Raw genomic sequence first — 13,971 nt, 5'->3', positions numbered from 1 at the left:
GCGCTTTCTATACATTTATTCTTATTTATGACAGCTGAAGAATGCGCTGTACTTCCGTTACCTCTAATCCTGTTAATGCTGCAATTTCCTCCGGTGTTGTTCCTCGATTGCTCATATTTCGGACTAATTGCGCTATTCCCTTTTCTATCCCTTCTTCCCTACCTACTGCTTTCGCATGCGCAACTACTGCTTTTTCATCTAACAATATTTTCTCACGCGCCTCATATTCTCTGCGAAATGTTTGATTATGACTCATGTTGTCCCACTTGTTCATCGCCTTTTGCAGCGTTTCATCGTGTTCCATCGCAATCGCCTCCAACGTTTCTGTAAGATTTTGGTCTTCGTTTGCCGCTAGCAAAAGTAACCAGCGTACCAAAGAATCATGCCATGGATTCACTTGTGATTCTCTCCATTGCGTAATAATCTTCGGTAACTCTAAATAATGAATTTCAATTTGATCACTCATCAGCACTTCTTTTTCTGCATCCCACAAATTACCTGTTGTTTGAAAGCTATCATGAATCGGAAATACAATGAAATCCAGTACATTAATCGTAATCGCTCTTTTTAAATCGCGATAGGGCATACCCTCCTGCATTTGTGAAGCATATAACTTCGACCAATAATATAAAGAACGCTTTTGGATATCATGCTTATTGGCAATTTGCACTTCAATGTTCACAAGCTCTCCTGTTCCCAATGTCGCCCTAACATCCATAATGGACAATTTATCTTCTTTGTATTCCTTCGGAAGATGCGGGTCTTCTAGTACGACGCTCGTAATCGGTGCAGACAATGACTTTTGTAAGACTGCATTTAAAAAACCAATTAAAATATCTTCATTTCCTTTGGTCCCAAATAATTGTTTAAAAGCGAAATCGACACGTAAATTAACAAGGTTCTTCATCGACTCTTCTCACTCTCCTTGTTTCATTTGATAGCTTCATCATACCAAAAGAACAGAAAAAGAACGAGACCCTCCATTTCCCAAAATACCTTATAACAAAATGTATCTACATCCTCCTTTGTTTCCTCCACAGTATGATTACATATAGAAATCTGTCATGTAATCCTTGTATATGCCCTTATCGAACAACGAAAGAAAAGAGCACTTCCCCAAGTGCCCTCTCCGCAACATATTGGCAATGCATTTGTAACTGTTCTATCTCATTGTATGCTTCCTCATTCTCATTATGACTGATTTTTTTGATCATCCCGATATATGATTGTCACATACGTATAACTTTTCACCCCTTCACGCACACTATGCCGAAAAGGAGTATACAATGAAAATTTCTTTTATCTTATTTATCCTATTTGTTTTTATGATTCTTACATGGCTATGGTTTTGCTAATTGATTTACAACATATCACGATACCAACTGATTTCCCCACACCTCTATACTACTACTATAAACCATTTTTACAAGAGATACTGTATACAAAATGTTAGGTACAAAGATGTTACATTTTTACGCATATTTAAACTTGACAATCCGAATGATGTCTGCGTGTCTCTTCCTGATGTAGTTGGGATGATAATGTAATTCGCAGGCGATTTGTTCTAAAGTCATTCCATCCACATACTTCCTTTTTAATATTTGATTGTCCAATCCTCTAAATTTGTCCATGAGATGTTGTAAAGTATACATTTCATTCATTTTATGAGCCAGTTCATATGCAATTGCCTCCAAACGTGCCTCTACCTTCGCACCCTCCGATGCTGCAGATAAGCGTATACCTTGTAAATCACCATAAATCCAACGTTTTAATTCTGCTTTGGTTTTATTGAAGTTATATTCCAAATAAGCAATCTCTTCTTCTAATGTTTGATATTCTTTCAACCATGCAAACAAATGATGATTCACCTACTTTTTCTTATGACATTTGTTTTCTTTTCAAATACCAGCATGTAAAACCGTTGTCTCACATCTGAATGATTGGCTCTTCTATCGATTGGCTCCACTACTTGTAAACGAGCCTTCTCGTAACGTAAAACATGCTTATTTTCCGTTCTAAGACGTTTTACCACTCGATAGACCCCATAAAAGAGAAACAACTCCATTTCAGGCCTATACCAACAGGGATTTTTAGTATAAACGCAACAGCCACTTGTATGGCGACCACTTTCTTTTTCCACACGCCGCTCTTACTCCATTCTTTCTGTTTTTCAGGGAATCGAAGGTATGTGCATTTCAGTGCATATGTTCTCTACGCCAGAATTACGCTCTCATTTGCTTCATACACCATCTTTATCTTCCCGAATCCTTTTGTATTAGATTGAAATTCTCTCCCTTATTTACACCCGTCTACAGCCTGTAACAGCCCGTATTCTTCCCTTCACCTGATTATGTTCAAAAATCATAATCGTCGCTTACTTCTTTACAAGAATAGCCCCTATTAAAACATCCCTGTTTTCAAATAGTATTTCGCCTGGTAATAAAAATGGTGATACATCCAATTCCCACTGAATTTTTTATCCAAATATACGATTTCAAAGTTATATTTCGCTTTAAATGTATTCAGCCTCCCCAGTAAGGCTAGTGGATTATATTTTGAATGATACTTTCCTTGTAACATCTTCTCATATCCATGTAGGTCCTCCACAATTAAGGTGAAGGGGATGTCCTTACTACGAATCAATTCATTTTCAAAAACTGTTTGTGTATTCTTTTGTAGATTCCCTGTGATTTCATCCATGTGAGCTTTCCGTTCTACTCGACTATCTAAATAGATATCACGAAATATACCAAGCTCTTCATTCTTAGGAATCATACAGCCGTAATCACCGGTATCTAATTTTTGATTTTTTATTGGTACGCCCTTTTGATGTAAATAATCTCGAATATGAGTATTATCTTTCTCTCTCGTATCTATCACAATTGTGAGTGTTTTCAGAATTGTTTGTATTTCTGTATCTGTATATCGATAACGAATCACATTCAGACTCCTTTCCTAGCATGTATGACGGCACGTTCGTATATCTTTCTTACCATTGCATTTGAGTTATCATTTTGAAATGGGCGATAGTCTTCATAGATGTCTGTCCAACCGTTCTGCGCAAGTACAATCGTCCAGTCATAAAAGAGTTGTAAAGAATCTACATCGGCCACTAACCAGTCATGTAATTTTTGATTATGCTGCCATCCACAGAATTGATACAAAATCTTCAACATGGTGATGTCCTCCACACTCTCCTTCTTCCAGGATTGAAACCATGTATGGATGACATTAAAATTTTGTTCAGCCATTTGCATAACTTCCATTGAAATTAAATCCTGTCGCTTGATCGCAATACGACCGTCACTTTCATCTAGATAAATGTCTGCACCCGCTTTCCAAATTTCACTTAGTATTGTTAATATTTGTGCCATCTCCCTCTTCCTAATCCAAATGACCATGTATGGTAGGCCAAGGCCATGTTAATAAAAAGCTTTCTTTTTTGCTTTCATCCACAAAAAAACAGGCATAAACCACTTAATTAATCCGTTACAAACGTTGTTATATCAATGGTTTGAGCATATTTTTATCCTTATCGTTATCAAAGGTTAACTCGATTTCCGTTGTAGAAAAATAATATATATATGTTTTATAAATATTTATTATTTTTGGATATATATAAAATAAATAACCAATAATAACATAATAGAAAACGAAACTCCCTGAACCCTTGATATGACTGAATTTCAGGTCAATTTAAAAGGAGTTATCAAACTATTTTTTCGGTCATTTCCGTTTACTGAATCATCCACCTTTTTATTGATATACTTATAATTTTCTTTTTGCAAACCAACACCATGTAAAAATACTTTATTTTTTGCCCCACGCTTTTTCACAATATTTTTGTTTTCTAACAATCTATAGAAGGATCGATTCTTTAAACTGATTTCCCCCTCAGCATTGCACCAACGAGAATATACGTTATACAATTCTTTCGCCTCTATCTTCGCCTGTGGATGTAAAAAGCACATATCCAGTAGGAAAGGTTCGAGGATATCCATTTCCTCTTTGTAATGACTGGTCGCGTCTTGAATTACTTTTGGTTCTCCTAATCCCTCACGTTGCCATTTCAAGCAGCCTTCAATAGCCCAATTCAATATACCGGACATCTCCATTGCCAACTTTTCAGGCAGCTTACGGTCTACTTTGTCTTTCGGTATCGTTACAGTAAACGGCATCATTCGAACCCTACGCCATATCCCTTCATCCATTCCTTTGATAATAGGCTTATGATTCGTTGTAAAAAACACCTTAAATTCTGGTTGGAACTCAAAATATTCTTGTCTTAAAAATCGGGCTATGATTGGTTCGCCGCCCGTAATTTGCTTCACTAATCCTTCCGATAATTGTTGTCCGTCCTCACTCTCAACAGCTGATACAAAACGAGAACCAGCCAAACGGGCAATATCATTATTTGCTCCATTATCGTTTTTCTTTTTAATAAACGTTTCGCTATTTGTTTGCTTGGCATAATCACCTAACAAGTTTTTGATCGTGTTAATGAATGTTGATTTACCATTTCGTCCACTACCATATAGGAAAAACATCACCTGTTCGGATATATCACTTGTTAATGAATATCCAATTGATTTTTGAATGAAGTCTATTAATTCGTAATCTGTATTTCCTTCTGTATCTTTGAAAATACTCTCCACAAACGCCTTCCAATTCGGACAATCTTCCCCTTTTTTGAATTCGATATTTACCATTTTTGTAAGCATGAAATCACAATCATGTGGTGATAATTCTCCTGTTTTTAAATCAATCACACCGTTCTCTACATTTAATACATATGGATGCGTATCGAAAGCTTCTCGTTGAGCTGGTACAAGTGGGATCATATCCTTAATGCTATTCATACGAATTACGCGTTTTTCACATTGTCTTCCCCATTTCACTTCGCGTTCATCTTCACTTTCCAATAACTTCCTAAGCGTTTTTGAAGTGATGCGTTCCACTTCCCTACTTCTATCCTCTTTCCAACGCTTCCCGTCCCATGTGTACCAACCAGAACCATTTACAAAACGAATCAAGTGACCATATTCTGCTACAATTCGTTCTGCATTTCCCATTTCTGTGAGCATGAATTTTCGATCTGCTGGTCTTGCTTCGCCTGCATTATCTTCAACATCGAGGAAATCAAATGAAAATGCATCGAATGGTTGCTTATAATCTAGAATTGTGGAGGAAGTAGATGCAATGGCTGTCGCTATCGTTCTTTCCCCGTACGTTTCATTTGTGTCTCTGAAATGGATTACATCCCATTTATCACGCATTAATCCACTCTCTCGAAACATAGAATCCATTCGTGTTGCGGATTTACCAGTCCAGAATGCGAGATGATTCATCAAGGATAAATCACTCGCAGAATGGTCATCATTGCTTACGTTTCCATTGAATAAAGAACGGATTTCATCCCCTTTCTTACTTCTAAACATTCTTTCCCATAAAGCATCATTTGAAATGTTCATTTCGTCTTTCTCAAATTCAGCTAAATTCACACGGCCTTGCCTATCACTATCATCAAAATATTGTTCAAATAATTTTGCCAGTTCATCTGTACGTTCGTACACATCATTCGAGTTTTCACGATTTCCAGTGAAGGTAAAAAATCGACCATATGAATAAATTTCTAAACCGTGTTTTGTATTCTTCCTTCCAGTACCTAAAACAGATTGTGGAAGGTTCCCTTTGATAATGATGTGGATACCTTTTCCTGATGGTGAAAACTCTGTATAACTATCTAATGTATCAATAATCTCCATTGCAAAATCATTTGTTTTTCCGTCCACAACACACTTGTCAATGTCTATTCCTATATAGTTGTCCTGCCTACTAAACACGAAGCCAATGCCGTCATAGTCACCTTCTAAATAGAACTTGACCGCTGTCGCAAATGTTGACCAAGTACGCCTGTTATTTGCTTGTGCCATTTCACTGTTGGCTTGATACGGTATCTTTGTTGGTTTTCCATTTCTCTCTTCTTTGCGCCAAAGCACCCACTGCGGTAAGTTTTTCAGCTCTGTTGGTATCTCATTAAAATTGTATGGATTCTTTTTCATTACAACCTCCGGTTAGCCTTTTAAGATATAAAAAAGAGAAGTCGGTACAAACCAACCTCTCTATGTAGTTATTTAGAAAGGTAAATCGTCTCCAAGTGTGACTGCAGGACCACGTGTAATTGAATTTACCTCTGATACATCATAGTACTTTGCTTTTGCAGCTATACGTTTTTGTTTGTGACCATCCACAATCTTGTCGTATTCTTCATGTTTTACTGTAATTTGTAAATTTTTATTGAGTAGTTGTTTCCCCATATCCTCAGGAGAAGTGAAAGCATGATTATTCCCAAAGCCACATGCTTTTAATAGGGAATTAACAATTTTCACCGAAATCTCATGTTCGAACGTAAACATGTTATAAAGCACTTTTGCTCCTTGATGCTTTTGTGATACATCACTTCGAACCTCAAAATCTATCGATAATTTATCTTTACCAGCTTGTGTTTTACCAGCTTCCGCATTTACAATTACCGCTTCATATTTACCTTCACTCACGAGCTCATAGCCCGTATTCACATTCTCACTATCAAATTTAAAGAAACTCATTATTTATTTCCCCCTTGTTTTTCTGGTACATAACCAATTTTAAAAATATCTTCATGAGCACATGCCTTACGCTGATCAAGTTGATTCTTTGCAAACGTGTACGGCGAAGGCTCTAAAATAAACCCATAATTTTTTGTTTCTTCATTGATAATTGACTTCGCAACCACTTGGCATAAACCCATAAAATTGTTTAAAATCTTGATTCGAATATCAGGATAAGCCCGATTTACAGCTTGCCCACTTGATAATTCCCATTTATCAGTGGTTTCCCATGCGGTAAATACGACACGTTTCCCTAACGTTTGGATAAATCGAACACTGTCGATGATGAAAAAATCAATTTGTTGATAATTCGCTTGGGAAGGAACACGATTGTTATTCCCTTCTCGTCCTAAGTTTGCAAGCATGGATCTAGTTAACTCTGAAATATTATCTAAAAAAATCGTATCGTATTTTGATAAATCAGTTGTAGATAGCTCTTTCATGAGTGTATTCCAATTCGTCCAAGCTTCATACGTATCGAATTGAACCATATCAATCTTTGTATTACCTGCTAATGGCGCCTGCGTTTTATCGATGGGAATATAGAGAGTGTTACCTTCTAAATAATTCGCTGTAGAGGTTTTACGCATCCCTGGATTGCCGTAAATCAAATACGTTGAGTGATTTGTTGCTATCTCAATACCGTTAGTGATTTCCAAATCTATCCCCTCCTTCGCTCATGCTTTTCAAAACAAAAATAGAAGCTTCCAAACCAAAAATTTTACTCTCCGTGTCCCAAATATTTTGTTCCACAATGGGTTTCTTTTCTATTAACCTTTCTAACTCTCGTTTATACTCGCTTAATCTTCGTTGTTCCACAGACAATGATTTTTCTAATTCTTCAATTCCACCGTTCAAAATGACAACACCTCTTTTTGTTTACTTACTTCATAGATTTCTATCAGCACCTGTAATCCATATTCGTAGGCAATCACCATGCAAATAGATTCTGAATCCTCACAACGTTTGTATCGATCGATTAGACACATTAAAATGGATATCTCATTTTCTAGTTTTTGTTGTAAGTTCATTTCATTCACCTGCTATCTTTTTTGTAAAATGTGACGCCACATATTGTTTGATACAATCTGTAGCATCGTGTATGAATTCACCATCCATATCTCGGTACTCTTCACCAAAGTAGATTTCTTTGCTACAACTTTGACAATAATCCATCACGTTATTGAACAAGGAATCCTGACAGTTCCCGATTCCCATTGCATTTTCGACCATTTGATATCCTCCATTTACTTTCTTATAAATCAGTCAATCTTCTTGACTTTAACCGTGTGAGTGCATTTGAATTGTTTCACATTTGTTTTGCTTTTTACCGTTGTTTAGTAACGTGTCCCCTATAATTCATCAAAATACTGGTTAAGAAATGCTTTCATTTCCTTTGCTTTAAATAACCAACGATTATTTTTTTGTTTTGCAAATACTTGGACACGCGAATCCGTAACTACATATTCCATTAACCAGTCATAACTTCTACTTGTCTCGTATTGCAGTCTTTTCATATCCCACCAAGTTCCAATCCCCATTTCTACCAAACGTTCATGTACTTGACGAGCAACTTCTTTTTGTAAATACTGATCATCAATGATGACCTGGACTGTCGCTGCCATTAAGAGGCCTCCTTGTTTTCTAATAATTTGATGATTTTCTCTCTTACTTTCTTTCCTTCTCGTTTTCCTAAAAGAATATCGGATAAATAAGCACTTGAGATTTGTAGCATATCCGCTAAGTCTTTTTGTTTCATCTCATTGAGAATCAACCACATTTTAATTTTTTTACCAAAAGATGTATCCATTTCATTCACTCCTCTTTCCATTTTGGATTATAAGCTAATTATTACGTTTTATATTGACTTTATAATATCTAATAAGCTATTATAAAGTCATAGCTAACTAGCCCTACATATATAGCCTTCATACGTTTCGGAACGTGTGCTTATTGGCTTTCTTTGTAGTGCTTTAATAGCTAAATACGAAGCTTATGAACATCATTATATTATCCAAAAAGATATAAGTCAACTCAAAATGTTATATTGGATATTTTTTGTTCGTTCGTGCACGAGGGTGAGTCATATGAATATTGTGGAGAGAATCAAAAAATTATGCAGCAATCAAAAAATAACCATCGCTGAATTAGAACGTCGCATTCAATTATCTAATGGGCAGATTAGAAAATGGTCGAACCAAACACCAGGCATAGATAAAGTCCAAAAAGTAGCCAACTATTTCGGTGTATCAATCGATTACCTAATCGGACACACCAATCAAGTGATGACAGAAAACGCGAAGGACACAGAAGATTTTACAGAAAAGGATCGTAAAGACATTGGCAAAAGAATGGAAGACATACGCAACGATTTAACAAGCACCGACGGATTAATGTTTTCTGGCGAACCACTTTCCGAAGAAGCTCTTGATTCCTTGATGGATGCTATGGAATACATTGTAAAACATACAAAAAAAATGAATAAAAAGTACATCCCTAAAAAATATCGAAAAGACAGCAAGTAAATAAACAAAAGGAGAGAGTCTCTTTGGGGTATTACGAAAAAAAGGAAGCGTTAAAACTAGTAAAAAGGTTCCAGACAACAGATCCTTTTGAAATAGCTGAACGATTACAGATACACGTGTTTTATAACAACCTACACCCTCACATCATGGGGTTTTATAAATACGATAGAAAAAACCAGTATATCTGTATTAATAAAAACTTAGACACGAATGATCAAACCGCAACTTGTTCACATGAATTAGGGCATTGTAAAATACATAAGCATATCAATACCCCTTTTTTACGTGTTAATACATTTCTCACTGTTGATAAATTAGAAAGACAAGCGAATTTATTTGCTATTGAACTGTTAATGCCAGATGAAGATTGGTATGCGTATACAAAAGATTTTCAAACCTTAGACGAAATTTCCAGTTACACCGGCATACCAAAAGATTTATTACTACTCAAATATCAAAAAACAATGGGAGCGGAGCAAACAAATGTTTATTCTATCTCAAAATAGAATGGAGAGATTAAATTGGCTAGTTTTAGAAAACGTAACGATAAATGGGAATATCGGATTAGGTATAAAGAAATGGGGAAATACAAAGAAACATCCAAAGGTGGTTTTAAAACAAAAAAGGAAGCTCAATTAGCTGCCGCTAAGATTGAAGAAAAGCTGGCTAATGGGATGAATATGCAAAATAGCAACTTGACATTTAACGATTATATGTACGAGTGGTTGGATACGTATAAAAAAGGGACTGTCTCTCCACGAACATATTATGCATACCATAAAAACATTAGAAAATATATATTGCCTGCATTCGGAAATACCAAACTAAAAGATCTCACGCGAATTTGCTACCAACAATTTATTAATACTTTACTTGAAACATTACATAAACAAACAGTAAATGTAATACATGCTACTATACATGGCGCACTGCATACGGCAACGGTAGAACTCAATATTTTAAATAAAAATCCTACCGATAAAATTCAGATGAAAACTCGGCAAATTGTCCCTAAACAAGATGAAATCAAATGCTATGATATAGATGAATTACAGTATTTTTTAAACTTTGTGCTTCACACAAAAAAAGCTTTCAAATATTACTCATTATTTTTATTTTTATCCCGAACCGGACTACGAATTGGAGAATGTTTGGCTTTACAATGGGAAGATGTAGATTTTCAAAAAAGAACCTTAAACATTAATAAAACGTTATTATCCGTAAAAAGAAATCAATCTGTTACGTTTGGACCTCCGAAAAACAAAAGTAGTAATCGCGTTTTATCATTAGATACCACCACATTAAATTTACTAAACCAAATAAAAAATGTACAATCACAAAACACTTCAAAACACGGGTACTATTATTCAGATTATCACTTTATTTTTACGCACGCAGATAACGCTTGCATGCTTCCTGCACCAGTACTATGCTTTCTACAAAGGACCTGTAGAGAAGGCGGTTTCAGATACATTACATTACACGGATTCAGACATACGCACGCTGTACATTTACTGCAAAGTGGCGCAAATATTAAGTATGTTTCTCAGCGCTTGGGCCATTCCACAATAGACATGACAGCAAACGTGTATCTACATGTCACAAAATCTATGGAAGAAACATCCGTAAACCAGTACGATCAATTTTTGGCATCCCGTGGGCAAATTGTGGGCAAGCAATAGTTTCAAATCTACAAAATACTTGCCCACTAATGCTTTATACGCTATGCTTATAGAAATACTTTTTCTACAGCAGTTACTAATTCTTCTCCGTAATTTGCATTACCTTCAATATTTTCAACTAAATATTCTACTTCTTCTTTTAATCCTTCTAATTCCATTTCAATGTCATTCACGCGAACGAACATAACCACATCGTTATTCATCGCTTCATGCATTGCTTCCCAGCATGTGTGCGGAATACTTACATAAATGAAAGATGATTCATTTTCTAAGATATATAAAAATGATAAATTGTCTGAGTCTACAAGTACGTGATTACGCGCACTTAACTCCTTTACCTCTATTTCACTATTTTCCGCACAAAAAATAAGAGCATTCTCTCTCTTTTCTACGCTCTTAACTTGGATTTTATTTTGCATGCTCTAACTCCTCCATCTCAACTTCCTGTCTTACTTAACAGTATTATTGTATCATAACATGGACGCAAACAAATAAAACATTGAACCAAATTTATGAAAAAGCGATAATGTGTAAAGAATTATTTTTCAAAAGGAGATTATACAATGACACAAGAAATTGAAATTGAATTCAAAAATATCGTTACAAAAGAAGAATTCGATACATTATGTAAATCGTTTTCTATTGAAGCATTTACAAAACAAGTGAATCACTACTTTGAAACACCTGACTTCTCGTTAAAAGAAGCTGGCTCTGCACTTCGTATTCGTCATAAAGGAGAAACTTATACGTTAACGTTGAAACAACCTGCAGAAATCGGTTTATTAGAAACGCATCAAGTCGTAACAGAAGACGAAGCAAAAATGATGATGGAAACAAACACAATCATTCAAGGAGCAGTAGTAGATCAATTACACAAATTACAAATTCCTGTTTCTGCTTTAACATATATGGGTAGTTTAACAACAGAAAGAGCAGAAACATTATTTAAAGGCGGAACGCTTGTCTTTGATCATAGTTTCTATTACAATCACGATGATTATGAAATTGAATTTGAAGTGCAAGATGAAGAAACAGGAAAAGCTGCATTTATTCATTTATTAACGCAACATAACATACCTGTTCGCCATACAAATAACAAAGTAAAACGCTTTTTCCTTGCCAAACAAAAAAAAGCACGCTAAAGTGAAAATTCCACTAGTGAATATGTTTCACTAGTGGATACATCTCACTAAAAAAGTTTACACCCGTAGAATAAGCAAAGAATCTTTGAGAAAGCTGTTTATTTGCCCTCTCGAACATTCCATTGCTACAATAGATATACATTTCATGGAAAAAGGAGTTTATAAAGGATGAGCAAGCAACCGATGACACCATTTGAAGGAATTGGCGGTGAACAATGCATTGCAATATTAGTAGATACATTTTATTCCTATGTCAGTAAACACCCTGACTTATCTCCCATCTTCCCGGAAGATTTAACAGAAACCGCTAGGAAGCAGAAGCAATTTTTAACACAATATTTAGGTGGTCCTAATTTGTACACTGAAGAACATGGTCATCCTATGTTAAGGGCACGCCATCTTCCGTTTGAGATTACTCCAAAACGAGCAGAAGCTTGGCTATCATGTATGGAGCAAGCAATGGATGATACTGGAGTTCATGGTCATATAAGAGAGTTTGTTTTTGAACGTTTAGCATTAACCGCTCAGCATATGGTTAATACTCCAAACGAAACAGGTGAAGTGTAATGGATAAGCAGGAAGCAAAGCATATAAATATGCCATCTCCTTCCGCATGCAAGCATAAGTCTGTAGAAGCATATTTATTTATTGATCCACTTTGTAAAGATTGCTGGGAAATTGAGCCTTTTATTATTAAACTATGGCTTGAATACGGGAAATACTTCTCTATTCGTCATATCGTAACAGGAAAAGTGGATGGAACGAACGCTTCCTCACACAAATGGAATAAACCTGCTAATATTCGATTTGTGTGGGAAAAGACAACCAGTTTACAAGGTTTTTCATGTGATGGAAAGGTACATATGCAAGAAGCATCGTCAACACCATATTTAGTTTCGATGGCAATTAAGGCAGCGGAGTTGCAAGGCCGAAAAGCAGGTTCGAAGTTTTTGCGAAAACTCCAAGAATACATTTTCCTTGAAAATGTATCAAACCCTGACTGCGAACTATTACTTGCATGTGCGAAAGATAGCAATATTGATGTAGAAGAATTTAAAAAAGATCTACATTCTGCTAGTGCAAAAAAAGCTTTCCAATGTGACTTGAAATTCACGAATGAAATGCATATTACAGAAATACCTTCCCTCGTCTTTTTTCATGCGAACTCAGATGAAGAAGGTATTAAAATCGCTGGAAATTATTCCTACGATGTATACGTACAATTATTGAAAGAACTTGTAAAATGTGAAATTGAGCCAGAACCATTACCACCTTTAGAAGTGTTACTAGAAGCAACACAATTTATATCTTCAAAAGAAGTAGCATTTATTTATGATTGTCCGCAACAAGAAATTGAACGCGAACTAAAAAAATTACAACTGAAACGAAAAGTACAAATGATAGAAGTAAAATGCGAACGTTATTGGAAATGGATAGCAAAAGAAAAAGACCTGGTGTAAACACCAGGTCTTCTTCTTTACGGCTTATAAAAATATTAAAGGGGATGGGAGAAATTTTCACGTTCAAACAAAGGGGTATATGTTTGTATGTGAATTCGTTCACGCTTATTATATTACAAGATTCGACGTCAGATGACAACCCCTTTTGTCGAATTTCACACTTTTGTCACATTCTAAACGTTTTCATTTTTGAATAAGCTATAAAAAAGGTCATTTAGGGGGTTTATTTATGAAAAAATCTTATATTGCTCTTCTCTTTCTAGCTGTCATCGTTTCTTTTTTCTTGTACATCCTCTCTCTACTACAAGCTTTTCCTAAAATTATTGCCTTACCTCTTTTATTCGGAATCATCGTTATCACTCTCTCTTATTTCAATTATAAAAAACGATTCAAAGGGTTTTAATTTTAAAAATCAGTCGTAAAACTATCCTTTCAGTTAGAAAAACAAAGAAATTCACCTTTCTTTTCGACAAATATCGACATTGAATCTATTCAACAAAAAGACGAGGATA

General features: G+C 35.4%; 19 protein-coding genes. 7 read left to right on the top strand and 12 right to left on the bottom strand.

All coding sequences use genetic code 11. From position 1 onward, the window contains the following. Positions 1-25: 25 nt before the first annotated feature. From MHH55_RS22555 to MHH55_RS22505, 11 genes are all read right to left on the bottom strand, one after another. The gene (locus MHH55_RS22555; protein WP_277546778.1) at positions 26-907 is read right to left on the bottom strand and encodes an Rpn family recombination-promoting nuclease/putative transposase; all 882 of its coding nucleotides are present in this window, start codon (positions 905-907) and stop codon (positions 26-28) included. A 565-nt stretch (positions 908-1,472) separates the two neighbouring features. After that, positions 1,473-1,856 (bottom strand): hypothetical protein, encoded by a 384-nt coding sequence (locus MHH55_RS22550; RefSeq protein WP_277546780.1) that lies wholly within the window; start codon positions 1,854-1,856, stop codon positions 1,473-1,475. Positions 1,857-2,400: 544 nt separating this feature from the next. Then, positions 2,401-2,940 carry an ERCC4 domain-containing protein gene (locus MHH55_RS22545; protein ID WP_277546781.1) on the bottom strand — a complete coding sequence of 180 codons (540 nt, stop codon included), beginning with the start codon at positions 2,938-2,940 and terminating at the stop codon, positions 2,401-2,403. Positions 2,941-2,942: 2 nt separating this feature from the next. Continuing rightward, a complete protein-coding gene (locus MHH55_RS22540; RefSeq protein WP_340881382.1) occupies positions 2,943-3,374 on the bottom strand; it encodes a hypothetical protein in 432 nt (143 codons plus the stop codon). 312 nt (positions 3,375-3,686) lie between these two features. Then, the gene (locus MHH55_RS22535) at positions 3,687-6,062 is read right to left on the bottom strand and encodes a phage/plasmid primase, P4 family (RefSeq protein WP_340881380.1); all 2,376 of its coding nucleotides are present in this window, start codon (positions 6,060-6,062) and stop codon (positions 3,687-3,689) included. Between the two features lie 72 nt (positions 6,063-6,134). Further along, on the bottom strand, positions 6,135-6,608 hold the full coding sequence (locus MHH55_RS22530) for a DUF669 domain-containing protein (RefSeq protein ID WP_340881377.1): 474 nt from the start codon (positions 6,606-6,608) through the stop codon (positions 6,135-6,137). Then, a complete protein-coding gene (locus MHH55_RS22525; RefSeq protein WP_340881703.1) occupies positions 6,608-7,315 on the bottom strand; it encodes an AAA family ATPase in 708 nt (235 codons plus the stop codon). The genes MHH55_RS22530 and MHH55_RS22525 overlap by 1 nt, the downstream gene beginning before the upstream one ends. After that, positions 7,296-7,508 carry a hypothetical protein gene (locus MHH55_RS22520; protein WP_340881375.1) on the bottom strand — a complete coding sequence of 71 codons (213 nt, stop codon included), beginning with the start codon at positions 7,506-7,508 and terminating at the stop codon, positions 7,296-7,298. The genes MHH55_RS22525 and MHH55_RS22520 overlap by 20 nt, the downstream gene beginning before the upstream one ends. A gap of 174 nt (positions 7,509-7,682) precedes the next feature. Further along, positions 7,683-7,883 carry a hypothetical protein gene (locus MHH55_RS22515; RefSeq protein ID WP_340881374.1) on the bottom strand — a complete coding sequence of 67 codons (201 nt, stop codon included), beginning with the start codon at positions 7,881-7,883 and terminating at the stop codon, positions 7,683-7,685. Between the two features lie 119 nt (positions 7,884-8,002). Then, positions 8,003-8,275, bottom strand: a complete 273-nt coding sequence (locus MHH55_RS22510; RefSeq protein ID WP_340881371.1) for a DUF771 domain-containing protein — start codon at positions 8,273-8,275, stop codon at positions 8,003-8,005. After that, complete coding sequence (locus MHH55_RS22505) at positions 8,275-8,460, bottom strand: helix-turn-helix transcriptional regulator (protein WP_277546792.1); 186 nt, start codon at positions 8,458-8,460, stop codon at positions 8,275-8,277. Before MHH55_RS22505 ends, MHH55_RS22510 begins: the two co-directional genes overlap by 1 nt. 277 nt (positions 8,461-8,737) lie before the next feature. Between MHH55_RS22505 and MHH55_RS22500 the strand changes: the two genes are divergently transcribed. From MHH55_RS22500 to MHH55_RS22490, 3 genes are read left to right on the top strand one after another with little or no spacing between them, the layout of a single operon-like run. Next, the gene (locus MHH55_RS22500; protein WP_277546793.1) at positions 8,738-9,175 is read left to right on the top strand and encodes a helix-turn-helix domain-containing protein; all 438 of its coding nucleotides are present in this window, start codon (positions 8,738-8,740) and stop codon (positions 9,173-9,175) included. 23 nt (positions 9,176-9,198) lie between these two features. Beyond that, complete coding sequence (locus MHH55_RS22495) at positions 9,199-9,681, top strand: ImmA/IrrE family metallo-endopeptidase (protein WP_340881368.1); 483 nt, start codon at positions 9,199-9,201, stop codon at positions 9,679-9,681. Between the two features lie 15 nt (positions 9,682-9,696). Continuing rightward, entirely contained in the window at positions 9,697-10,857 is a 1,161-nt protein-coding gene (locus tag MHH55_RS22490; RefSeq protein ID WP_277546796.1) for a site-specific integrase, read from the top strand. Positions 10,858-10,904: 47 nt separating this feature from the next. On the opposite strand, the gene MHH55_RS22485 is transcribed toward MHH55_RS22490, so the two are convergent. Continuing rightward, positions 10,905-11,276, bottom strand: a complete 372-nt coding sequence (locus MHH55_RS22485; protein WP_001180003.1) for a UPF0738 family protein — start codon at positions 11,274-11,276, stop codon at positions 10,905-10,907. A 144-nt stretch (positions 11,277-11,420) separates the two neighbouring features. On the opposite strand from MHH55_RS22485, the gene MHH55_RS22480 reads away from it, so the two are divergent. From MHH55_RS22480 to MHH55_RS22465, 4 genes are all read left to right on the top strand, one after another. Next, positions 11,421-11,999: a CYTH domain-containing protein gene (locus MHH55_RS22480; RefSeq protein ID WP_000191121.1), complete on the top strand. Its 579-nt coding sequence runs from the start codon at positions 11,421-11,423 to the stop codon at positions 11,997-11,999. 168 nt (positions 12,000-12,167) lie between these two features. Continuing rightward, positions 12,168-12,566, top strand: coding sequence for a globin domain-containing protein (locus tag MHH55_RS22475; RefSeq protein WP_000043390.1), 399 nt, complete (start codon positions 12,168-12,170; stop codon positions 12,564-12,566). Beyond that, positions 12,566-13,459, top strand: a complete 894-nt coding sequence (locus MHH55_RS22470; RefSeq protein ID WP_078186221.1) for a ClpXP adapter SpxH family protein — start codon at positions 12,566-12,568, stop codon at positions 13,457-13,459. Before MHH55_RS22475 ends, MHH55_RS22470 begins: the two co-directional genes overlap by 1 nt. Positions 13,460-13,688: 229 nt before the next feature. Further along, a complete protein-coding gene (locus tag MHH55_RS22465; RefSeq protein WP_000750355.1) occupies positions 13,689-13,862 on the top strand; it encodes a hypothetical protein in 174 nt (57 codons plus the stop codon). Positions 13,863-13,971: the final 109 nt, after the last annotated feature.

The sequence above is a fragment of the Bacillus sp. FSL K6-2944 genome, assembly GCF_038005385.1.
Classification (GTDB): Bacteria; Bacillota; Bacilli; order Bacillales; family Bacillaceae_G; genus Bacillus_A; species Bacillus_A cereus.
The sequence above is the reverse complement of the archived record's forward strand: the minus strand, read 5'-3'. Positions and strand labels throughout refer to the sequence as shown.

Excerpts from the sequence above, each read along its gene's own strand:
- MHH55_RS22555 (WP_277546778.1), bottom strand. The coding sequence starts at position 907 with ATGAAGAACCTTGTTAATTTACGTGTCGATTTCGCTTTTAAACAATTA.
- MHH55_RS22540 (WP_340881382.1), bottom strand. The coding sequence starts at position 3,374 with ATGGCACAAATATTAACAATACTAAGTGAAATTTGGAAAGCGGGTGCA.
- MHH55_RS22535 (WP_340881380.1), bottom strand. The coding sequence starts at position 6,062 with ATGAAAAAGAATCCATACAATTTTAATGAGATACCAACAGAGCTGAAA.
- MHH55_RS22530 (WP_340881377.1), bottom strand. The coding sequence starts at position 6,608 with ATGAGTTTCTTTAAATTTGATAGTGAGAATGTGAATACGGGCTATGAG.
- MHH55_RS22515 (WP_340881374.1), bottom strand. The coding sequence starts at position 7,883 with ATGGTCGAAAATGCAATGGGAATCGGGAACTGTCAGGATTCCTTGTTC.
- MHH55_RS22510 (WP_340881371.1), bottom strand. The coding sequence starts at position 8,275 with ATGGCAGCGACAGTCCAGGTCATCATTGATGATCAGTATTTACAAAAA.
- MHH55_RS22505 (WP_277546792.1), bottom strand. The coding sequence starts at position 8,460 with ATGGATACATCTTTTGGTAAAAAAATTAAAATGTGGTTGATTCTCAAT.
- MHH55_RS22500 (WP_277546793.1), top strand. The coding sequence starts at position 8,738 with ATGAATATTGTGGAGAGAATCAAAAAATTATGCAGCAATCAAAAAATA.
- MHH55_RS22485 (WP_001180003.1), bottom strand. The coding sequence starts at position 11,276 with ATGCAAAATAAAATCCAAGTTAAGAGCGTAGAAAAGAGAGAGAATGCT.
- MHH55_RS22480 (WP_000191121.1), top strand. The coding sequence starts at position 11,421 with ATGACACAAGAAATTGAAATTGAATTCAAAAATATCGTTACAAAAGAA.
- MHH55_RS22475 (WP_000043390.1), top strand. The coding sequence starts at position 12,168 with ATGAGCAAGCAACCGATGACACCATTTGAAGGAATTGGCGGTGAACAA.
- MHH55_RS22470 (WP_078186221.1), top strand. The coding sequence starts at position 12,566 with ATGGATAAGCAGGAAGCAAAGCATATAAATATGCCATCTCCTTCCGCA.
- MHH55_RS22465 (WP_000750355.1), top strand. The coding sequence starts at position 13,689 with ATGAAAAAATCTTATATTGCTCTTCTCTTTCTAGCTGTCATCGTTTCT.